This is a genomic window from Pseudomonas phoenicis (assembly GCF_047302395.1).
Taxonomy (GTDB): domain Bacteria; phylum Pseudomonadota; class Gammaproteobacteria; order Pseudomonadales; family Pseudomonadaceae; genus Aquipseudomonas.
The window spans coordinates 3,141,978-3,160,028 of record NZ_CP154852.1; the positions used below are offsets into that span (position 1 = coordinate 3,141,978).

Below are 18,051 nucleotides of genomic sequence, written 5' to 3' on the forward strand. Positions count from 1 at the left end.
TCGTGAAACTTGCGAGGGCGCCACGTCAGGATAGCTAAAATGAATATAAAAATTTGCAACTATGAGATGTTGAATTTCGACGCCACTGCTGCCGTATACACGTCTCGAGGGATCGTAAAGATTAACAATCCAGACGTCGTGGATTTGTTAAAGCTCTACGAGGACAAGGTAGATGCAGAGTTGTCCCTGGATACGTTATGCTCCTGTATTGAAGGGCATGGTCTTGATAGTAGGGAGGTTGTAGATTTTCTAAAGGGTATAGCGGTGTTGGCAGATGTTCAGCCCAAGCCGATCATGCAGTCTGTTGTGATCGCTAGCCCCTGGCCGATGCCTGAAGGATTAAGCAGCATGCTTAGTGCAGAACTTGCACTAGAGATCTCTTTCATGAGTCTCGATAAATTATCAGTGCACAAAAGCTCTGTGCCGACCTTTTATGTGGTTCTGGCAAAGTCACTGGATATCCGATATCTGAAATCATTGTATTACGGTATTAGCTCGCGTAATCCAGATTGTGCAATCAGTTTGGGTTATGCGGATCACACACACTTTCATCTTGCAGCCCCTTATCTACCCAGTCTCGGTAATCCATGTGCATTTTGCGCACTCGAAAGGGTGCTTCATTATGAAACAACAAAGCCAAGCGAGAATGCTTGGGCGAAGCTGCTTGCGTTTTGCTACAGAACTAATATAAGTCCGCCGACAACCCGGTTGGATATTATGAGTAAATTGAGAATATTGTCGCTCGTGGTGCGAAGTATTAAGCCATTCGTAAAAGCGCCAGACGTCCGTGTCACTCAGGATCGAGCATTGTGCTCCATCGAGATGGACCTGTTCAGTGGGGTAACTCAGACGCGTGCAGATGTACATTGGCCAATGTGCGAATGTTTGGAGCGCAAATTATGAGTATTCCGCACGACCAGTATCTCAAATACACAGACGAACAAGTATTGAGCGAAATCGCGGAATTCCATTCAAAAGGAAATTATACCGTTCATCCGGTCAGTCAGCAGATGACAACGTTGCATCACCTGCGCTCACGTGATGTGGAGAGTCTATCTGGCAATGAGCTTAGGTTGAATATCCTAAGCTCATTGCCTCATCGAGATAATGCCGAGCTGCACGGACTGTCCGCTGACCATCCGCTGGTGCGCAATGATTCGTGCGAGCGTTTTGACTATCAACCTCTAAGTTTCGGACAGCTTGAGGCCCTCTTGGTCCCTTTGATGGCGAAAGCGAATTCTACGTTTCGCAGAGGGTATCCTAGTGGAGGCGCTTTGTATCCAGTCGAGGTATTTTGTTGCAATCTTGGACACGACCAGTCGGATTGGCCCAATGGCGCTGAAGTCCTTCACTTATTGCCCTCATCGCGTACCTACGAGCTATTGCCGCCTGGTTCAAACAACGGCAGGTTATGCGACGCCGTAGTTCAAGCTTCCCAGAGTATAGGGAGACCTTCGTGGGCGTTGATCTATATAATGTACTTACCGAAGACGCTTTTCAAATACCGCTATCGAGGCTATCGATTAGCATTGATCGAGTCAGGAGCAATGTCAATGGTAGTTGATTTGCGTTGTAAAGAGCTTGGCCTGAAAAATAGAATGTGGTCCGGCTTCACTGATCACCAGATCACTAGAGGCCTGGGATTGAATCCCGCTTTATTTTTTCCCGCCTGCATGCAGTTAGTGGGGTGATTATATGAATCATTCGAGCGCACTCAATAAGTTCCTCGAACCCGATTTTAGCTTTTTGCAATCCAGCGCTTTGTGCACTTATCCACACAGCGTGGAGTCGGGAAGTCGCTGGGATACATACGGTTCGAGCAGTGGATGGGGCAGCAACCTATGGTTTTCTGCACTCGGGGAATATGTAGAGCGAAAGCACTTTTACCTTGAAGTCTTGCCCGACTTCTGCGCGCGCTTGGGAGAGGTGCTTAGGGCGGCTGAGGTGGTGGATTTGGTTAACGCCTTCGTACAAACTTCAACCCATGCTACCCGCTTCAGGATAATGGATGCCATGTTTTCCATGACTGCCGTATGCAGAATGGAAGATTATAGTGCATGCCACATTCCTACCGCGTTGCTGTCACTGACGCCGACTGTACAGACGATGGGTGACGAATTTTATCCTGTAAGGGATACCTGTGGATGCAGCGCGCATACGACAGTGCAGGCAGCAATCTATGGGGCGATTAAAGAGTCCATGGAACGTCAGTTTTTACTAAGGTTTTGGCTGACGAGGAAGTTTAACGTGAACGTTGGCGAGTCGGAAGCGTTGGCGCTTACTCAGGGTTGTTCTGAAGGGCATTTATATAGACAGCTTTCGCAGTGTGGTGATCTCCAGATTTTGGATATCAGTGATCCAGACTTTCCAGGCACGTGTTTCTTTTTATGCTATGGGTCAAGCGTAGGCGTCAATGGCGTCTACTATTGCGCGGGCATGTCGTACGCTGAGTCACGTTCAGAGGCATTGCGTAAGTCTCTCGTCGAACTCTGGCAGACTTATAGATTCATGTACTCATTTAACGCGAATAGGCGAAGTCTTTCTGAGTTAAAAGATCCTTATCTGGTGCATTTTTTTAATTGCAATAAATATGAGACTTTTGAGGCTATCCAAGGCTTTGCGTCTCGAGATTATGTTCCAGATTCAGGGCGCTTGAACGTCGGGGGGTTGATTGATTCGATGAGGTCGAATGCCCTAGGTGGGTACATTTATCTTCGACAGATCGGGTTCGGTGTGGAGAAAAAGTTTGTCTGCAAATTTACAGCTCCTAGGATTTTTTTGCACATGAACAACGCAATGGGGTCGAACCTAAAAAATGATTATTCATCCAGGTTTTGGAATGAGGTTGATAAGAATCAGTTGAATAACATGGTGCCATTTCCATGAAAAGCGCGAAGCTTGGTATATTAATGAATACGAGAAATGTATCCTGCATCTTTTTAAAGGAGCAGCTCCGGGAACCGGCAGCCGTATTGTGGTCGATCCTCTATCCTTGCATTCTGTGCGTCATGCTATACGGGCTCGCAGGGGATGCGGATGTTCCAATCGAATCGTATGCAAAGTCGGTTTCGTGGTTCTATACATACATCGCTGCTACTACAGCACTCTTTGGCCTGAGTTTTTACTTGATTGGGCGTCGCGAAAGCGGTTTTGTAAGGTCCTTCATTTATAAATCCAATGCTGTCTCGATCTTTCTCGCCGCTCATATCGGTACACACTTCATTTTGAGCGTGGTGTATGCAGGCGTCTTCTACATGGTGACGCGCCTGAGCTTCGGTATGCCCGATGTTCTACAGTGTTTGCATACCCTGTTCGCTTATTCACTGATTTATCTGTTTTTTGCAGGCGTGGGTCTCATTGTGGCAGTGTTGCCCTTGAAGTTCTCAAGTGCAAGCACTCTGTTTTCCGTGTTTTCATTCATGATGCTCGCGTCAGGCTTTTTGGGCGCTTCTTACAGTCTGCACGCAAGCGGGATGTTCAACTCAGGTACGCGGGTGCTGATCAATACCCTGTTCGAAGATCCCTACCGCGTTGAGTTCATCTGCCCAGTACTCGGATTTTTCATCGCGACGGTTTTCATATCCAAACGTTACTTTAGAATCCAACCGGTTGGGAGGCGATACTGATGAATGTTTTTAGCATGAAGAATATGAGGTTTTCTTATGGAGGAAGGCCCCTGTTCACCGAGGCGAGCATAGAAATACCTGCAGGCGCTATTACAGGTATCATAGGTGCCAATGGGGCAGGCAAGACGACTTTTTTTGATATGCTAAGCGGCCTTGTCAGAGTAGAGGATTCGGTGTGCTTCGATCACGAAATCGATCTTTTATATCTGTCGCAGATCATCACCGTTCCACCGGCGCTCACAATGGCCGAAATCTACCGTCTGATTGCTAATTTGAGCGGTCGTCAGCCCTTGACTGAGGTTGAGCTATTTGCAAGGTTTAAGCAAATCTCATCACGCCTTGCACACCGTTACATCACCCTATGGAGTAAGCGTTCTTGTTTCTGTAGCTATGGTGAAGTCCGAAGTTTCCTGGCGCTATCGCTGCTCACGCTACCCGCCGATCTTTACATTCTGGATGAGCCGACGGCAGGCATAGACCTCGAGCTTCAACACTACGTATGGCTCGCTGCGCGGCATGCTTGTGAGGCGGGAGCAAGCGTCGTCGTGTCTTCTCATAACATCGAGGAGATTGCAAACAACTGCAATACGTTTCACATGCTACGCAACCAGTCATTCACTCCATTTCGTTCAGGCGCCGAGTATATGGAGACCTACGCTGCCGACAATCTTGTGCAGGCATTCCTGAACGCGTTGGAAACCGAGAGCGCTCCTGCTCATTCCAGCCTGTAAACCCAGTGTCTAAGAGGCTCATCGGCTGCTCGACTAAATCCAGTTCGGTAACCTTAGACACAGGCCTGTCCATAACGAAACAGTTCGGGATGATTCCGATACGTGAAGACTCTAGGGTCTGTACGAATAGTCTTGAGACGCTGGCCAGGCAAGGCCGATGGCGGCCCCGCGAAAACAGGTGGGGGCGCCTAGCCGAAAAAGCGGAGCGTACTGTAGTACGTGGGCATTTTGTCGGGGGCGCCCAGCCCGGGCTGGCGATCCAGTCTGTTTTCAACGCAGCATGGCCGAGTATCAAGGCTTTTCGTACAGAGCCTAGCGGACAGCTATGGGATCTCTCCGACCTCTCCAACACGTCTTGCCAAAGTCCTCGGCACTCCCGAAAATGAGATTCATTTCCATATGAATCCACCAGGTACGCGCAATGCCCCCTGTCGATCCCGCGCCTCAGCATGACCTCCAGGCTCTCTACGCCGAGCATCATCCTTGGCTGTGCGCGTGGTTGCGCAAGCGCCTGGGTTGCTTCGAGCATGCGGCGGATCTGGCCCAGGACACGTTCATCCGCGTGCTGCTGCAACGCAAGGCGCCGGAGTTGCGTGAGCCGCGCGCTTACCTGAGCAGCGTGGCACGCAGCTTGATGATCGATCTGTTTCGGCGGCGGGCGGTGGAGCAGGCGTACCTGGAAACCTTGGCGGCGCGGCCCGAGGCGTTGGCGGTTTCGCCCGAAGCGCGCTTTCTGATCATAGAAACCCTGCTGGAAATCGACCGTTTGCTCGATGGGCTGGGCACACGTACGCGGGAAATCTTCTTGCTGGCCCAACTCGATGGCCTGAGCTACGTGCAGATCTCGCAGCAGATGAACGTGTCGGTCACCACGGTCAAGAAACACGCCGTTCGGGCATTGACCCATTGCCTGCTGGCGGTCGAGGAGTAAGCCATGGCTCTGGACCGCGCAATCCTCGAGGCAGCCGCCTCCTGGTATGTCGAGTTGCGCTGCGCCGAGGCCGATTCCGCTACTGCCGCCGCCCATCTGCACTGGCTGGAGGCGGACCTGCGTCACCGGCAGGCCTGGGAACGGCTCAATCGCTTGCAGTCGCGTTTCGAACAGGTCGACATCGGCCTGGCGCGCCCGACCCTGCTGAGTGCCCGCCACAAGCGCCGTGAGATGTTGAAAGTGCTCTCGGTGCTGTTGGCGGCAGGCGGCACAGGCGCTGTCTGCTGGCGAACCCTGCCGCTGCCGGACCTGCTAGCCGACGCCCGCACCGCCGTCGGCGAACACCGGACCGTCCTTTTGCACGATGGCAGCCGCTTGCAACTCAACACCGCCACGGCCCTCGACATCCGTTATTCGTCGGTGCTGCGCGAAGTGCGCCTGCTGCGCGGCGAAATCCTCGTCGAAACCGCGCACGAGGCCCAAGCCCGGCCCTTCGTGGTGCACACCGCGCAGGGCAGCATCCGTGCGCTGGGCACACGTTTCCTGGTGCGTGCCGACGAAGGCCAGACCCGCGTCTGCGTGCTGCAACATGCTGTCGAGGTGCGTAGCGCGAAGCGGTTGTCGCCAACGCGGGTCGACGCCGGTCAACAGGTGCGTCTGCGCCAGGGCGAGGTCGGCGCGGTGTGCCCAGCGGACCCGCAAAGCGCTGCCTGGACCCAAGGCATGCTGGTCGTCGACGGCTGGCGCCTGCATGAGGTGATTGCCGAACTGCAGCGCTACCGCCCCGGTTATCTGGGCTGCGCGGAAGCTGTCGTCGAGCTGCGCATTTCCGGTACCTTCCACCTCGCAGACATCGACGCCGTGCTGGGCAACCTGGCCTCGACCCTGCCGCTGCGCATCCGCCGCTTCACCCCGTACTGGACCCGTGTCGAACCGGCGTGAGGCGCTCGGCGACAAATAATTCGTCGTGGGGGTTATCGATTTGCCGTCTCGTTCGACTTGGTAGCAATGGCGCGATTCGACGCCACCACTGACTGCCACGGAGCGAAGAGAACACGTATGTCTGCACGCAAGCCAACCCATCACAGCGCCGACGCCTTGCGCCGCGCGATCCGCCAAGGCCTGTTCGGCCTCACTCTGGGCACGCCCGCGCTGGCGCTGGGCCTGCTGTCCTGCAGCGTGGCCCAGGCCGCTGCCGACATCCGTTTCGACATTCCTGCCGGTCCGATCAGCGCCGGCCTGGCGCAATTTTCCGCACTGACCGGCGTGAACATTTCCTACGATCCGCACCTCGCGCAAGGGCAGCGCTCGGCCGGTCTGCATGGCGCCTACGCCACTGACGCGGGGTTGCGTCAGTTGCTCGCCGGCAGTGGTCTGCAAGCGGTTTCCCTGGGTAATGGCAGTTACTCGCTGGTAGCCGCCGAGCCGACCCAAGTGCAACTGAGCCCCACCAACATCGACGGCCAGACTCAGGAATCCGCCGCCGGGCCCGTCGAGGGCTATGTCGCCACCCGCAGCAGCGCCGGCACCAAGACCGACACGCCGATCATCGAAACGCCCCAGTCGGTTTCCGTCATCACCCGCGAGCAGATGCAGGCCCAAGGCGTACAGACCGTGACCGACGCCTTGCGCTACGTGCCCGGTGTCAAGGTCGAGGCCTATGGCCTGGACCCCAAGGGTTTCGACTGGCTCTACCTGCGCGGCTTCAACGGCCAGGCCAGCAGCGACTACCTCAACGGCCTGCGCCAGCAGAACAACAGCTATGCGTTCTTTCGCAGCGAGCCCTATGCCTTCGACCGCATCGACGTGGTGCGCGGCCCGGCATCGACCCTGTTCGGGCAGGGCGATGCCGGAGGCATCGTCAACCGGGTCAGCAAGAAGCCCGAAGCCGACCATGTCAATGAAGTCCAGCTCAGCGCCGGCAACCACGATCGCCGCCAAGGGCAGTTCGACGTAGGCGGGGCGCTGAACGACGATGGCACGCTGCTGTACCGGGTGGTCGGCCTGGCGCGCGATGCCAACACCCAGGTCGAGTACGACGATGGCCACGAACTGCACGACGACCGCCTGTACATCGCACCGTCGCTCACCTGGGCGCCCGACGAAAACACCCGCTTCACGCTGCTGGCCGACTATCTGCGCGACCGCAACGGCGGCTCGCTGTTCGCCTACAGCACGCCGCGCGGCCACACCACCGGCACGTTGATGGGTGACCACAGCTTCAACCATCTCGATCAGGACCAGCACAGCCTGGGCTACGAGTACAGTCATCGCTTCGACGACACCTGGGAGTTCCGCCAGAACGCCCGTTACGGTCAGGTCGATCTGATTTTCCAGAACCTGCTGCCTGCGGCGGTCAATGCCGGCACCGGCAACGTCACGCGCATCGCCGACCGCTTCGACCAGCACCTGGACACGTTCAACCTGGACAACCAGCTGCAGGCCGACTTCGCTACCGGCCCCCTGACCCACACCCTGCTCATGGGCGTAGACTACGCCTGGCAGGACGCCGACATCACCCGCTGGCGGACGTTGGGGCCGACGCTGAACGTCTACCGCCCGCAATACGGCCTGGACGTGGCGCGACCCTCGGCCAGCAATAGCCTGAGTTCGACCGACTACGACCAGACCATCCAGCAGGTCGGCGGCTACCTGCAAGACCAGATCAAGTTCGACGACCACTGGGTGCTCACCGCCGGCGGGCGCTACGACTACGTGCGCAATGACCTGGACAACCACGTGGGCGCCTCGAGCAACCAGAAGGACAACGCCTTCACCGGCCGCCTGGGCCTGACCTACCTCACCGACTTCGGCCTGGCGCCCTACGTCAGCTATGCCGAGTCGTTCAACCCCAACACCGGCACCGACCGCAGCGGCAGCACCTTCGACCCGAGCGAGGCCCACCAGTGGGAAGTCGGGATCAAGTACCAGCCCAGCGATGCCATCCTGATGACCCTGGCGGCCTACGACCTGACCAAGACCAACGTCATCACCCGCGAAGTGGTCGGCGGTGTGACCACGGGCTTCTCGGTGGCCTCCGGCGAGCAGCAGTCCCGGGGCATCGAAGCCGAGATCAAGGCGCGCCTGGATCGCCACTGGGACCTCTTGGCTTCCTACACCTACACCGATGCCCAGATCAGCAAGAGCAACAACGGCGACCAAGGCAAGCGCCCGGCCAATGTGCCCAGGCACATGGCCTCGGCCTGGCTCAACTACACCTTCCACGAAGGCCTGCTCGATGGCCTGAGCCTGGGCGGCGGGGCGCGCTACACCGGTGTGCTGTACGGCGACAACGCCAACACATTCCACATCGACAACTACACGTTGTTCGATGCCGGCGCGCAGTATCGCTTGAACGAGCATGTGACCCTGGCCCTCAACGCGCAGAACCTGCTCGACGAGCGCTACGTGGCCACCTGCGACGACGCTTACGAATGCTATCCGGGCTTGCGCCGCACCGTGCTGAGCAGCGTGAAATACAGCTGGTAGCGCTTGCGCTGGCTGGCGTCAGGCTTCGCTCAGGCGAAGCCGGCCAGCCGGATTGCGTTTGTACAAAGCGCTGGGCAGGCGGCACTCAGCGCCTGTCGCCGGGCAACGACACCTTGGCAGCCCACCCTTTGCTCGCGCTTAAGCAAGCTGCGCCTCACAAGCGATTTGAGCGTCATAGAAATTTCTTGAAACGATTAGTCTGTCTTCCTGCTCTGACCACTCAGTATCGAAGAGCCGACTATTTCTCAGCAATGCCTGACGCTTGAGGCTTTTCAGCGAAACAGTGGTTCAACAGCTAGAAACCCTCTGCGACAAATCGCCTGTTGACGGATAAAGGTGATTTGAAGTTACGAGCGGTTAAGTAGGCTGCTATCATTCAGCCTCCGTGTACCGAGCCGCACCCCATGACACAGGCCAAGACCCGTGCATGCCCGATGTCCCCGCTTCCCGATCGACCCAGAAAAATACAACAAGAATCGCCACAGACGCCTTACGGGGCGCAGGCCATGATCCAGGAAACAAGCGCGTCCCAGACAGGGCAGGGTAGCCACTCGGTTCGTTGTGATCAGCCATAGGTGCCATGCATGTTATTAGCCACACAAACGTCGAGGAGGAAGTTCCTGTTGTCCTCCCTGATCGCCTTGCCCGCCATGGGCATCGCCGTCAAAGGGCTGTCCGCTGCGGCCGCCGCCGAACTGGCCGCGCCGAGCCTGGACGCCTACAAGCCGACCTTCTTCACCCCAGCCGAGTGGACGCTGGTCCTGGCCGCCTGCGACCGCCTGATCCCCGGCGGTGGCCGTGGCCCCGGCGCGCTGGAAACCAACGTGCCGATCTTCATCGATCAGCAGCTGGCCGGCGACCTGGGCAGCGAGGTGTACCTGGAAGGGCCGTTCGACCTCAACGCGCCGCCGACCTTGGGCTACCAACTGCCCTACACCATCCAGCAGATCTACCAGAAGGGTATCGCGGCGTTCGACGCCTGGTGCCAGAAGGCCTACGGCGAGCACTTCGCCTTGCTCGAACTGGCCAAGCGCGACGATGCCTTGAAAAAGCTGCAAAGCGGCGAAGTCGATTTCGCGGCCTCCGGCGAAAGCGTGCTCAACGGCAAGCTGTTCTTCAACGAACTGCTCAACCATACCCGCCAGGGCTGGTTGGCCGACCCGGTCTACGGCGGCAACAAGGGCATGAAGGCGTGGATCGCCATCGGCTTTCCCGGTGCCCGCGCCAGTTACCTGGAATGGGTGACGCAGCACAACGTCCCGTACCCCCTCGGCCCGGTCAGCCTGACCGGTCAGCGCGGTTGAACCCTTCGCCCAGCGACACAGCATTCAAGGTTACCCATGTCAAACATCACCAATGAGGAAGTCGATGTCGTCGTGGTCGGTCTCGGTTGGACCGGCTCGCTGATGAGCATCGAACTGGCCCAGGCGGGCCTGCGGGTACGCGCCCTGGAGCGCGGCGAAGACCGCAGCAACGCCGATTTCACCTACCCCAAGCCGGCCGACCAATATGCCTACGCCGTACGCAACAAGGTCATGGTCACGCCCAAGGACGCGGCCCTGACCGTGCGCCACGGCATGACCGGCACCGCACTGCCGACCCGCCAGTGGGGCGCCTTCGTGCCCGGCACCGGCGTAGGCGGCTCGGGCCTGCACTGGACCGGCGTGCTGATCCGCCCGACGCCCACCGACCTCAAGCTCAAGACCTACGCCGACCAGGCCTACGGCCCAGGCGTGTTGCCGGGCAACATGACCATCGGCGACTTCCCGTTCACCTGGGACGAAATCGAGCCCTACCTCGACAAGTTCGACAAGATCTGCGGCCTGTCGGCCAACACCGGCAACCTGCGTGGACAGCTCATGCCGGGCGGCGACCCGTTCGAAGGCCCGCGCTCCAATCCATGCCCGCTGCCGGCGCTGGAAGACACGCTGAACAACACGATGTTCGCCGACGCTGCGCGTAAGCTGGGTTACCACCCGTTCCCCAACCCCTCGGCCAACGTCTCGCGGGCCTGGAAGAACCCCTACGGCAACCAGATCGCGCCCTGCAACTACTGCGGCTATTGCAGCAAGTATCCGTGCCTGAACTTCTCCAAGGCCTCGCCGCAAACGGCGGTGATGGACGCGCTCAAGCGCATGGACAACTTCGACTACAAGGTCAACGCCAACGTCCTCAAGGTCGAACTGCACCCCGACGGCAAGACCGCCAAGGGCGTGACCTACGCCGACGCCGACGGCAACACCGTGTTCCAGCCAGCGAAGATCGTCGTGCTCGCGGGCTTCCAGTTCGTCAACGTGCGTCTGATGCTGCTCTCGGGTATCGGCAAGCCGTACGATCCGGTCTCCAACACCGGCACCGTCGGCCGCAACTACGCCTATCTGAGCGTCGGCGGCACCACGCTGTTCTTCAAGGACAAGCAGTTCAACCCGTTCGCCACCGCCGGCGCCACGGGGCAGATGTTCAACGACATCTCGCCGGGCAACTTCGACGGCCCGGCGCTGGGCATCATCGGCGGCGCCAAGATCCACAGCTCCCAGGCCACCGGCACGCCCATCGGTACGGCCCTGCCGTCCGGCACTCCGGAATGGGGCCAAGGCTGGAAGGATGGCATGCAGGACTGGTACGGCCATTCGATGAAGGTCAGCATCTCCACCGGCTGCATGTCGTACCGCGAGCACTACGTCGACCTCGACCCGACCTACAAAGACCCGTGGGGCCTGCCGCTGCTGCGCATCACCTTCGACTGGAAGCCCAACGAACTGCGCCTGCAACAGCATCTGCGCGGCATCGTGCAGAACATCACCAAAGAGCTGAACCCGGACAGCTACAGCGAAAGCTACCTAGGGATGGACTCGCACTGGGACATCACCAAGTACGTCTCCACCCACAACGTGGGCGGCGCGATCATGGGTGAGTCGCCGGAAACCAGCGCGCTCAACCGCTACCTGCAGAGCTGGGACGTGCACAACGTCTTCGTGCCGGGCGGCAATGCCTTCCCGCAGAACTTCCAGGCCAACCCCACCGCGCTGATCGGCGCAATCACCCTGTTCGCGGCCCAGGCCATCAAGGAACAGTACCTGAAGAACCCCGGTCCGCTGGTGCAGGCGTGAGGAACGAGACGATGAAGAACAAATCCCGTTCCGTACTGCTCACCTTGCTGGTGATCGCCTTGGTCGTCGCCTTGCTGGCCTGGGGCGTGAGCTTCCTGCTCAACCGCTCCGGCGACCCGACCGCCAAGCTCGAACAGCCCATCACCCCGCAACTGGTGGAGAAGGGCGCGTATCTGGCGCGCGTCGGCGACTGCGTGGCCTGCCACACCGCGCCAGGCGGCAAGCCGTTCGCCGGTGGTCTGGGCATCGGCTCGCCGATCGGCACCATCTACTCCACCAACATCACCCCGGATGCCAAGAGCGGGATCGGCAACTGGACCTACGGCGATTTCGAGCGGGCCATGCGCCGCGGCATCAACCACAACGGCGACGCGCTGTACCCGGCGATGCCGTACCCCTCGTACGCCAAGATCTCCAACGAAGACCTGCAGGCGCTGTACGCCTACTTCATGCAAGGTGTGGCGCCCGTGGAGCAGCCGAACAAGGCCAACGACATTCCTTGGCCATTGTCGATCCGTTGGCCGCTGGCGTACTGGCGCACGCTGTTCTCGCCACTGCCGGATGATGAGGCCAAACCCTTGGTCGCCGTCGAAGGCGCCACGGCGCAGGAGCAACGCGGCGCTTATCTGGTGCAGGGCCTGGGCCATTGCGGCTCGTGCCACACGCCACGCGCGCTGACCTTGCAGGAAACCGGGCTGGACGAGTCGGCCAAGGGTTACCTGACCGGGGGTAACCTCAATGGCTGGGCGGTGCCGTCGCTGCGCGGCATGCCGCACTGGACCCAGGAGCAGATCGTCGACTACCTCGGCACCGGACGTAACAGCGCAGCCTCTGTGGCCGGCGAGATGAAGGACGTGATCGCCAACAGCACCTCGCACATGAGCGACGCCGACCTGACCGCCATGGCGGTCTATCTGAAGTCGCTCGAAGGCAAGCAGCGCGAGGTCACCCAGGCCAAGCCCGACCGCGACCAGGCCACCACGGCCAAGTTGACGGCAGCCAAGGACCTGACCCTGGGCGAGCGCCTGTACATCGACAACTGCAACGCTTGCCACTTCGTCAACGGCGAGGGCGCCCCCCACGTGTTCCCACGCCTGAACGGCGCGTCGGTGGTCAATGCCGACAACCCCGGCGCGTTGATCAACGTGATCCTCGCCGGCGCACAGACGCCTTCCACCGAGCGGGCGCCGTCGGTGCTGCCGATGCCGGGCTTCGCCAAGCGGTTGAGCGATTCGGAGGTGGCGGAACTGGCCACCTTCCTGCGCGGCGGCTGGTCGAACCAGGCCGGCGCGGTGACGGCCGATCAGGTCGAGTCGGTGCGTGACACGCTGCATGGGCATTGATGGCTGAGCCGTCACGGCGCCCCCGCTGAAAGATCACCCGCTCGGGAGTGCCTGAGTGGGTGATTTTTTTTTGCGTGCGGGAAAGACAGAACGAGGCCGGCTGCGATGGGCGAGCTGCGTGATAAGCTGCCAGGCCCTCTGAAATCCCGGTCACGCCTCAGGATCGATCATGCTCGATATCAACAACCTCCCGCTGTTCATGCTGTCCGTCTTGCTGTTGTCCATCACGCCCGGCCCGGACATGGCCTATGTCATCGGGCAGAGCGTGGCCAACGGACGACGCGCCGGCGTGATTTCGGCGGCCGGCGTGGCACTGGGCAGTTGCACCCATGCCCTGGCCAGCGTGGTGGGGCTCACGGCGCTGATCGCCGCGTCGCCGTTGATGTTCTCGATCGTCAAGTACGTGGGCGTGCTGTACCTGACCTACCTGGGCGCGAAGCTGATTCTCGGCACGTTCGGCACAGCGCACAGCGACGTCGACCCTGCCGCAGGCATCAAGCGGGGTGCCAGCCTGGGCGACCTGCTGAGCAAGGGCTTCATCACCACCTTGATGAACCCGAAAGTGCTGCTGTTCTTCATCTCCTTCTTCCCCCAATTCGTGGTGCCGGGCGGCGAACACCACACCGCCTCGTTCCTGGTGCTGGGGCTGGCCTATGCGCTGGTGGCCTTTGCCACCGACGTCACCTTCGCACTGCTGGCCGGCAGTGCGGCGGGTGGGTTGTCGAGGAATCGGACGTTGCAGGTGTGGATGGACCGTGTAGTGGGTGGGGTGTTCATGGGGTTGGGGATCAGGTTGGCGTTCGTGCGCAATTGAAACGCCGACGCCTGAGCGGTATCGCATTCAAATTTCGAGGTCCAACAGCGCCGCCCCCAACGCCTTGCCATGCGCATCCAGCGCTAACGACCGCGTCACCCCCCCGCGCAAGATGCCGGGCAACACGAAGTTCAAAGCCCCCAGCTGCGGCAGCTCATATCGCCGAACGGGCGGCCCTGCCGGGTCCAGCAGTTCGGCGAAGTGTGCCGTGACGCGTTCCACCGTCAGCCACTCTGCCAAGCGCGGATAGTCGTTCGGGTCGAAGGCGATCACCGAGATGTTCGAGGTGTCGCCCTTGTCGCCGGTGCGGCTGTGGGCCAGTTCGCGCAGTTTCGTCGCCGTGCTCATGCCATGTCCTCCAGGTGCACCCGCAGCGTGACGGCGTCTCGCGGCAGCAACAGCGACGCCACCGCCACCACCTGGCGCACCGACTTGCTCGCGCCGCCACCGCCGTAGGGGCCGTTGGTGTAAAGGGTTTCCACTTCGTTGCCGATGCGCACCGCATCGCGTTTGCTGGCGCAGCGCGCCGCCACCCGCAGGCGCACCTCCCAGGGTTCGCCCGCGGCGCGCTGGCCCAGGTCGTCGCCGTGCAGGGCGCTGACGCCGATCAGTTCGGTGCGGATGTCGTCGCAGGCTACGCCCATCAGTTGCAGGCGCTTGCGCACGATATCTTCGGCCAGGCGCCCACGGGCGACGGCACCGGGGCCACCATAGGACATCTGCCCTTCGCCGATCCAACCGTCGAGAAAACCGACCGACACCTTCAAATCCTCAGGGCGCGTATGGCCGTTTGCGCCCTGTACCCGGATGTGGTCCAGGGCAGTGGTTTGGAACGCCACCTGGGTAAAGTCGGCGCTTACGTCGGGGGTGAGGTAGGCGGCTGGGTCGTGCACTTCGTACAGCAGTTGCTCGGTGCAGGTGGCAGTGTCGATGCGCCCGCCGGAGCCGGCCACCTTGCTGATCACGGCATTGCCCATGGCATCGATCTCGGCCAGCGGGAAGCCCAAGCGGTCGAGGTCGGGCACGTCCTTGACGCCGGGGTCTGCGAAGTAGCCGCCGCTGATCTGCCCGGCGCATTCGAGCAGGTGCCCGACCAGGGTGCCGCGCCCGAGCAGGGTCCAGTCGTCGGCGCGCCAGCCGAACTCGAACAGCTGCGGCGCGAGAAACAGCGAGGGGTCGGCCACGCGGCCGGTCACCACTACATCGGCATCGGCCTGCAAGGCGTGCACGATGCCCTCGGCGCCCAGGTAGGCGTTGGCCGATATCAGCCGGTCGCCCAGTTCGGCCAGAGAGGCGCCGTTGTCGAGCGTCTGCTCGGGCCGTTGCAGCAGAGTGGCGAGCACGTCGTCGCCGGTCAGCGCCGCCACCTTGATGTCGGCCAGGCCCAGTTCGGCCGCGATACGGCGGATTTCACGGGCGGCGCCCAGCGGGTTGGCCGCACCCATGTTGGTGACGATGCGCAGACGCCGCCGCGTACCGTCGCCTTTGCCGACGTAGGGCAGCACGCGGCGCATACGTTCGCCCAGCAGGGGATCGAAACCGGCATCGGGGTCGAGCAGCCGCGCTTGCTGCGCCAGGGCGATGGTGCGTTCGGCCAGGCATTCGAATACTAGGTAATCCAGCTCGCCGCGCTGCGCCAACTCGATGGCCGGTTCGATGCGGTCGCCCGAGTAGCCGGCGCCGGCGCCGATTCGTAGGGTGTTCATCTAGAAAACTCCAATGACCAGGGCGGTCAGGGTCATCAAGACCGAGGCCGCGAACAGGAAGGGGATGGTGAAGCGCTGGTGGTCGGCCAGTTCGATCTTGCACAGGCCCACCAGCAGGAACGTGGCGGGGGTCAGCGGGCTGACCGGGAAGCCGGTGGTGTGCACGCCCAACAGCGACGCCTGCGCCACTTGCATGGGGTCCACGCCCAGGGCTTTGCCCACTTCGGCGACCACCGGCATGATGCCGAAATAGAACGAGTCGGGGTCGAACAGCAGGCTCAGGGGCATGGACAGGAACCCCACCACCGCCGGAATCAATTGGCCGTGCCCGGCCGGAATCTGCCCCACGGCCACTTCGGCCATGGCCTTGAGCATGCCGGTGCCTTGCATGATGCCGGTGAACACGCCCGCGGCCAGAAGGATGCTGGCCATGGTCAGCGCGGTTTTGGCGTGGGCGTCGATGCGCGCCCGTTGCGCATCCACGTTGGGGTAGTTCAGGCACAGGGCGAGCACGGTGCCGACCATGAACATCACCACCGGGTCCACCACGCCTGCGATCATCACGCCCATCACCACCAGCGTCAGCAGCAGGTTGGGCCAGAACAGGCGCGGCTTGCGCAGCTCGCGCTCGGCCTCGGTGAGCACGCGTTGGTGGGGGGTGACGTCGAGGTGGTTCGGGCCCAGGCCCAGACGCCGTTCTTCGCGGCGCCCCAGCCAGTAGGCGCAGGCGAAGACGAACACCAGCCCGACGATCTGCACCGGAATCAGCGGCTGGAACAGGTCGGCCACCGGCACGTGCAGCGCCGCCGACGAGCGCAGTACCGGCCCGGTCCAGGGCAGGAAGTTGACCCCGGCCGCCATGGCCGTGACGCAGGCCAGGATGCGCTTGTCCATCCCCAGGCGCGTGTACAGCGGCAGCATGGCCGGAATGGTCACCAGAAAGGTCACCGCGCCCGAACCGTCCAGATGCACCAGCAGCGCCAGCAGGGCCGTGCCCATGACGATGCGGGTCGGGCGGGTGCCGACGCGCTTGAGGATGCGGTCGATGATCGGGTCGAGCATGCCGGCGTCGGTCATGATGCCGAAGAACAGGATGGCGAAGACGAACATGCCCACCACCGGGGCGACGTTCTTGATGCCGGTGACGATGAACGCGCTGGTGTGCAGGCCGAAACCGCCGAGCAACGCGGCGACGATGGGCAAGGCGATCAGGGCGACCAGGGGCGAGATGCGTTTGCTCATGATGCTGACGAGCATGCACAGGATGGTGACGACACCGAGGGTGGCGAGCATGGAGGATTCCTCTTCGGCTTCTGCGCTCGTGGGTGCGAACGTAAGCCCTGTTGTTGTTTTGCAAGAGTAATAACAACGGCGCTACGCTCTGTGAATTGAAATATTCGGCAGGCCTCGTTCGGAAAAACAAAATGAAAAATGCGATCCAGCTCATCCGCGCCTTTCTCGCCGTGGCGCAGACCGGCAACTTTTCCAGAGCGGCCATGGCCCTGAACCTCTCGCCCTCTGCGCTCACGGTGCAGATCCAGCAACTCGAAGACTGGCTCGGCGTGCTCTTGCTCGAACGTAGCCCGCGGCACGTGGGCCTGACGGCAGCGGGGCAGAACGCACTGTTGCCGATGGAGAAGCTGCTGCTCGACCTGGACAACATCGTCGACGCGGCCCGCGACCATGCCGCCTCCCGGCGCGGCGTACTGACCATCGCGGCTTTGCCGTCGCTGTGCTCCGGACTGCTGCCGGGGGTGCTGCAACGCTTTCGCGAGCGTTTCCCCGGCGTCGAGGTGCGGCTGCGCGATGTCGTGGCGCAGCGCATCGACACGCTGGTGCTGGAGCGCGAGGTGGATTTCGGTCTGGGCGTGCAGGCGCGGCCCACACAAGGGTTGGCTTTCAAAGCGATTCTCGAAGACCGCCTGTGCCTGTACGTGCCGCATGACCATCCGTTGGCCACACGTCCTGAAGTGACGCTGGCCGAAGCGGCCGCGTACCCCATGCTGCTGACCGGCCGCGACAGCAGCGTGCGCCACCTGGTCGAGCGGCTGTTCGCCGACGCGCGACTGCCGTTGGCGGCGGGTCTGGAGGCCAACTACATGTCGACCGTGCTGGCACTGGTGCGCCAGGGGCAGGGCGTGGCGTTGTTGCCCGAATCGGCCGACGAGGGACGCTCCGAGGTGAGCAAGGTGGCAGTGGCGCATCCGGGCGTGGTGCGCGATATTGGTGTGATCACGCGGGCGGAGCAGGTGATGGCGCCGGCGGGGGTGGAGTTCTTGCGTTTGTTGGAAGGGCTCTAAG

At 60.9% G+C, this 18,051-nt stretch carries 16 protein-coding genes; 13 read left to right on the top strand and 3 right to left on the bottom strand.

All coding sequences use genetic code 11. The annotated features are described in order from the left end of the window. Window positions 1-39: 39 nt before the first annotated feature. The 12 genes from AA0Z93_RS14065 to AA0Z93_RS14120 all read left to right on the top strand — a co-directional run bounded on the left by AA0Z93_RS14065 (window position 40) and on the right by AA0Z93_RS14120 (window position 14,044). Window positions 40-903 (top strand): McbB family protein, encoded by an 864-nt coding sequence (locus AA0Z93_RS14065; RefSeq protein WP_413048279.1) that lies wholly within the window; start codon window positions 40-42, stop codon window positions 901-903. Continuing rightward, the gene (locus AA0Z93_RS14070) at window positions 900-1,691 is read left to right on the top strand and encodes a SagB/ThcOx family dehydrogenase (RefSeq protein ID WP_413048278.1); all 792 of its coding nucleotides are present in this window, start codon (window positions 900-902) and stop codon (window positions 1,689-1,691) included. The genes AA0Z93_RS14065 and AA0Z93_RS14070 overlap by 4 nt, the downstream gene beginning before the upstream one ends. Before the next feature lie 4 nt (window positions 1,692-1,695). Then, window positions 1,696-2,886 (top strand): YcaO-like family protein, encoded by a 1,191-nt coding sequence (locus AA0Z93_RS14075; RefSeq protein ID WP_413048277.1) that lies wholly within the window; start codon window positions 1,696-1,698, stop codon window positions 2,884-2,886. Further along, a complete protein-coding gene (locus tag AA0Z93_RS14080) occupies window positions 2,883-3,626 on the top strand; it encodes a hypothetical protein (RefSeq protein WP_413048276.1) in 744 nt (247 codons plus the stop codon). The genes AA0Z93_RS14075 and AA0Z93_RS14080 overlap by 4 nt, the downstream gene beginning before the upstream one ends. Continuing rightward, window positions 3,626-4,357 carry an ATP-binding cassette domain-containing protein gene (locus tag AA0Z93_RS14085; RefSeq protein WP_413048275.1) on the top strand — a complete coding sequence of 244 codons (732 nt, stop codon included), beginning with the start codon at window positions 3,626-3,628 and terminating at the stop codon, window positions 4,355-4,357. The genes AA0Z93_RS14080 and AA0Z93_RS14085 overlap by 1 nt, the downstream gene beginning before the upstream one ends. A gap of 421 nt (window positions 4,358-4,778) precedes the next feature. Further along, entirely contained in the window at window positions 4,779-5,288 is a 510-nt protein-coding gene (locus tag AA0Z93_RS14090) for a sigma-70 family RNA polymerase sigma factor (RefSeq protein ID WP_413048274.1), read from the top strand. A 3-nt stretch (window positions 5,289-5,291) separates the two neighbouring features. After that, the gene (locus tag AA0Z93_RS14095) at window positions 5,292-6,230 is read left to right on the top strand and encodes a FecR domain-containing protein (protein ID WP_413048273.1); all 939 of its coding nucleotides are present in this window, start codon (window positions 5,292-5,294) and stop codon (window positions 6,228-6,230) included. A 117-nt stretch (window positions 6,231-6,347) separates the two neighbouring features. Then, the gene (locus AA0Z93_RS14100) at window positions 6,348-8,777 is read left to right on the top strand and encodes a TonB-dependent siderophore receptor (RefSeq protein ID WP_413048272.1); all 2,430 of its coding nucleotides are present in this window, start codon (window positions 6,348-6,350) and stop codon (window positions 8,775-8,777) included. Window positions 8,778-9,400: 623 nt separating this feature from the next. Then, window positions 9,401-10,081, top strand: coding sequence for a gluconate 2-dehydrogenase subunit 3 family protein (locus AA0Z93_RS14105; protein ID WP_413048271.1), 681 nt, complete (start codon window positions 9,401-9,403; stop codon window positions 10,079-10,081). 36 nt (window positions 10,082-10,117) lie between these two features. Beyond that, a complete protein-coding gene (locus tag AA0Z93_RS14110) occupies window positions 10,118-11,887 on the top strand; it encodes a GMC family oxidoreductase (RefSeq protein ID WP_413048270.1) in 1,770 nt (589 codons plus the stop codon). Between the two features lie 11 nt (window positions 11,888-11,898). After that, complete coding sequence (locus AA0Z93_RS14115; RefSeq protein WP_413048269.1) at window positions 11,899-13,230, top strand: c-type cytochrome; 1,332 nt, start codon at window positions 11,899-11,901, stop codon at window positions 13,228-13,230. 169 nt (window positions 13,231-13,399) lie between these two features. Then, window positions 13,400-14,044: a LysE family translocator gene (locus AA0Z93_RS14120; protein ID WP_413048268.1), complete on the top strand. Its 645-nt coding sequence runs from the start codon at window positions 13,400-13,402 to the stop codon at window positions 14,042-14,044. A gap of 27 nt (window positions 14,045-14,071) precedes the next feature. On the opposite strand, the gene AA0Z93_RS14125 is transcribed toward AA0Z93_RS14120, so the two are convergent. From AA0Z93_RS14125 to AA0Z93_RS14135, 3 genes are read right to left on the bottom strand one after another with little or no spacing between them, the layout of a single operon-like run. Then, window positions 14,072-14,392 carry a hypothetical protein gene (locus AA0Z93_RS14125; RefSeq protein ID WP_413048267.1) on the bottom strand — a complete coding sequence of 107 codons (321 nt, stop codon included), beginning with the start codon at window positions 14,390-14,392 and terminating at the stop codon, window positions 14,072-14,074. Beyond that, entirely contained in the window at window positions 14,389-15,750 is a 1,362-nt protein-coding gene (locus AA0Z93_RS14130; protein ID WP_413048266.1) for an acyclic terpene utilization AtuA family protein, read from the bottom strand. Before AA0Z93_RS14130 ends, AA0Z93_RS14125 begins: the two co-directional genes overlap by 4 nt. Next, a complete protein-coding gene (locus AA0Z93_RS14135; RefSeq protein ID WP_413048265.1) occupies window positions 15,751-17,043 on the bottom strand; it encodes a CitMHS family transporter in 1,293 nt (430 codons plus the stop codon). A 131-nt stretch (window positions 17,044-17,174) separates the two neighbouring features. Between AA0Z93_RS14135 and AA0Z93_RS14140 the strand changes: the two genes are divergently transcribed. Continuing rightward, window positions 17,175-18,050, top strand: a complete 876-nt coding sequence (locus AA0Z93_RS14140) for a LysR family transcriptional regulator (RefSeq protein WP_413048264.1) — start codon at window positions 17,175-17,177, stop codon at window positions 18,048-18,050. Window position 18,051: the final 1 nt, after the last annotated feature.

Bases quoted from the DNA above. Each gene is read 5' to 3' on its own strand.
- AA0Z93_RS14065 (WP_413048279.1), top strand. From the start codon at position 40: ATGAATATAAAAATTTGCAACTATGAGATGTTGAATTTCGACGCCACT.
- AA0Z93_RS14070 (WP_413048278.1), top strand. From the start codon at position 900: ATGAGTATTCCGCACGACCAGTATCTCAAATACACAGACGAACAAGTA.
- AA0Z93_RS14075 (WP_413048277.1), top strand. From the start codon at position 1,696: ATGAATCATTCGAGCGCACTCAATAAGTTCCTCGAACCCGATTTTAGC.
- AA0Z93_RS14080 (WP_413048276.1), top strand. From the start codon at position 2,883: ATGAAAAGCGCGAAGCTTGGTATATTAATGAATACGAGAAATGTATCC.
- AA0Z93_RS14085 (WP_413048275.1), top strand. From the start codon at position 3,626: ATGAATGTTTTTAGCATGAAGAATATGAGGTTTTCTTATGGAGGAAGG.
- AA0Z93_RS14090 (WP_413048274.1), top strand. From the start codon at position 4,779: ATGCCCCCTGTCGATCCCGCGCCTCAGCATGACCTCCAGGCTCTCTAC.
- AA0Z93_RS14095 (WP_413048273.1), top strand. From the start codon at position 5,292: ATGGCTCTGGACCGCGCAATCCTCGAGGCAGCCGCCTCCTGGTATGTC.
- AA0Z93_RS14100 (WP_413048272.1), top strand. From the start codon at position 6,348: ATGTCTGCACGCAAGCCAACCCATCACAGCGCCGACGCCTTGCGCCGC.
- AA0Z93_RS14110 (WP_413048270.1), top strand. From the start codon at position 10,118: ATGTCAAACATCACCAATGAGGAAGTCGATGTCGTCGTGGTCGGTCTC.
- AA0Z93_RS14115 (WP_413048269.1), top strand. From the start codon at position 11,899: ATGAAGAACAAATCCCGTTCCGTACTGCTCACCTTGCTGGTGATCGCC.
- AA0Z93_RS14120 (WP_413048268.1), top strand. From the start codon at position 13,400: ATGCTCGATATCAACAACCTCCCGCTGTTCATGCTGTCCGTCTTGCTG.
- AA0Z93_RS14125 (WP_413048267.1), bottom strand. From the start codon at position 14,392: ATGAGCACGGCGACGAAACTGCGCGAACTGGCCCACAGCCGCACCGGC.
- AA0Z93_RS14130 (WP_413048266.1), bottom strand. From the start codon at position 15,750: ATGAACACCCTACGAATCGGCGCCGGCGCCGGCTACTCGGGCGACCGC.
- AA0Z93_RS14135 (WP_413048265.1), bottom strand. From the start codon at position 17,043: ATGCTCGCCACCCTCGGTGTCGTCACCATCCTGTGCATGCTCGTCAGC.
- AA0Z93_RS14140 (WP_413048264.1), top strand. From the start codon at position 17,175: ATGAAAAATGCGATCCAGCTCATCCGCGCCTTTCTCGCCGTGGCGCAG.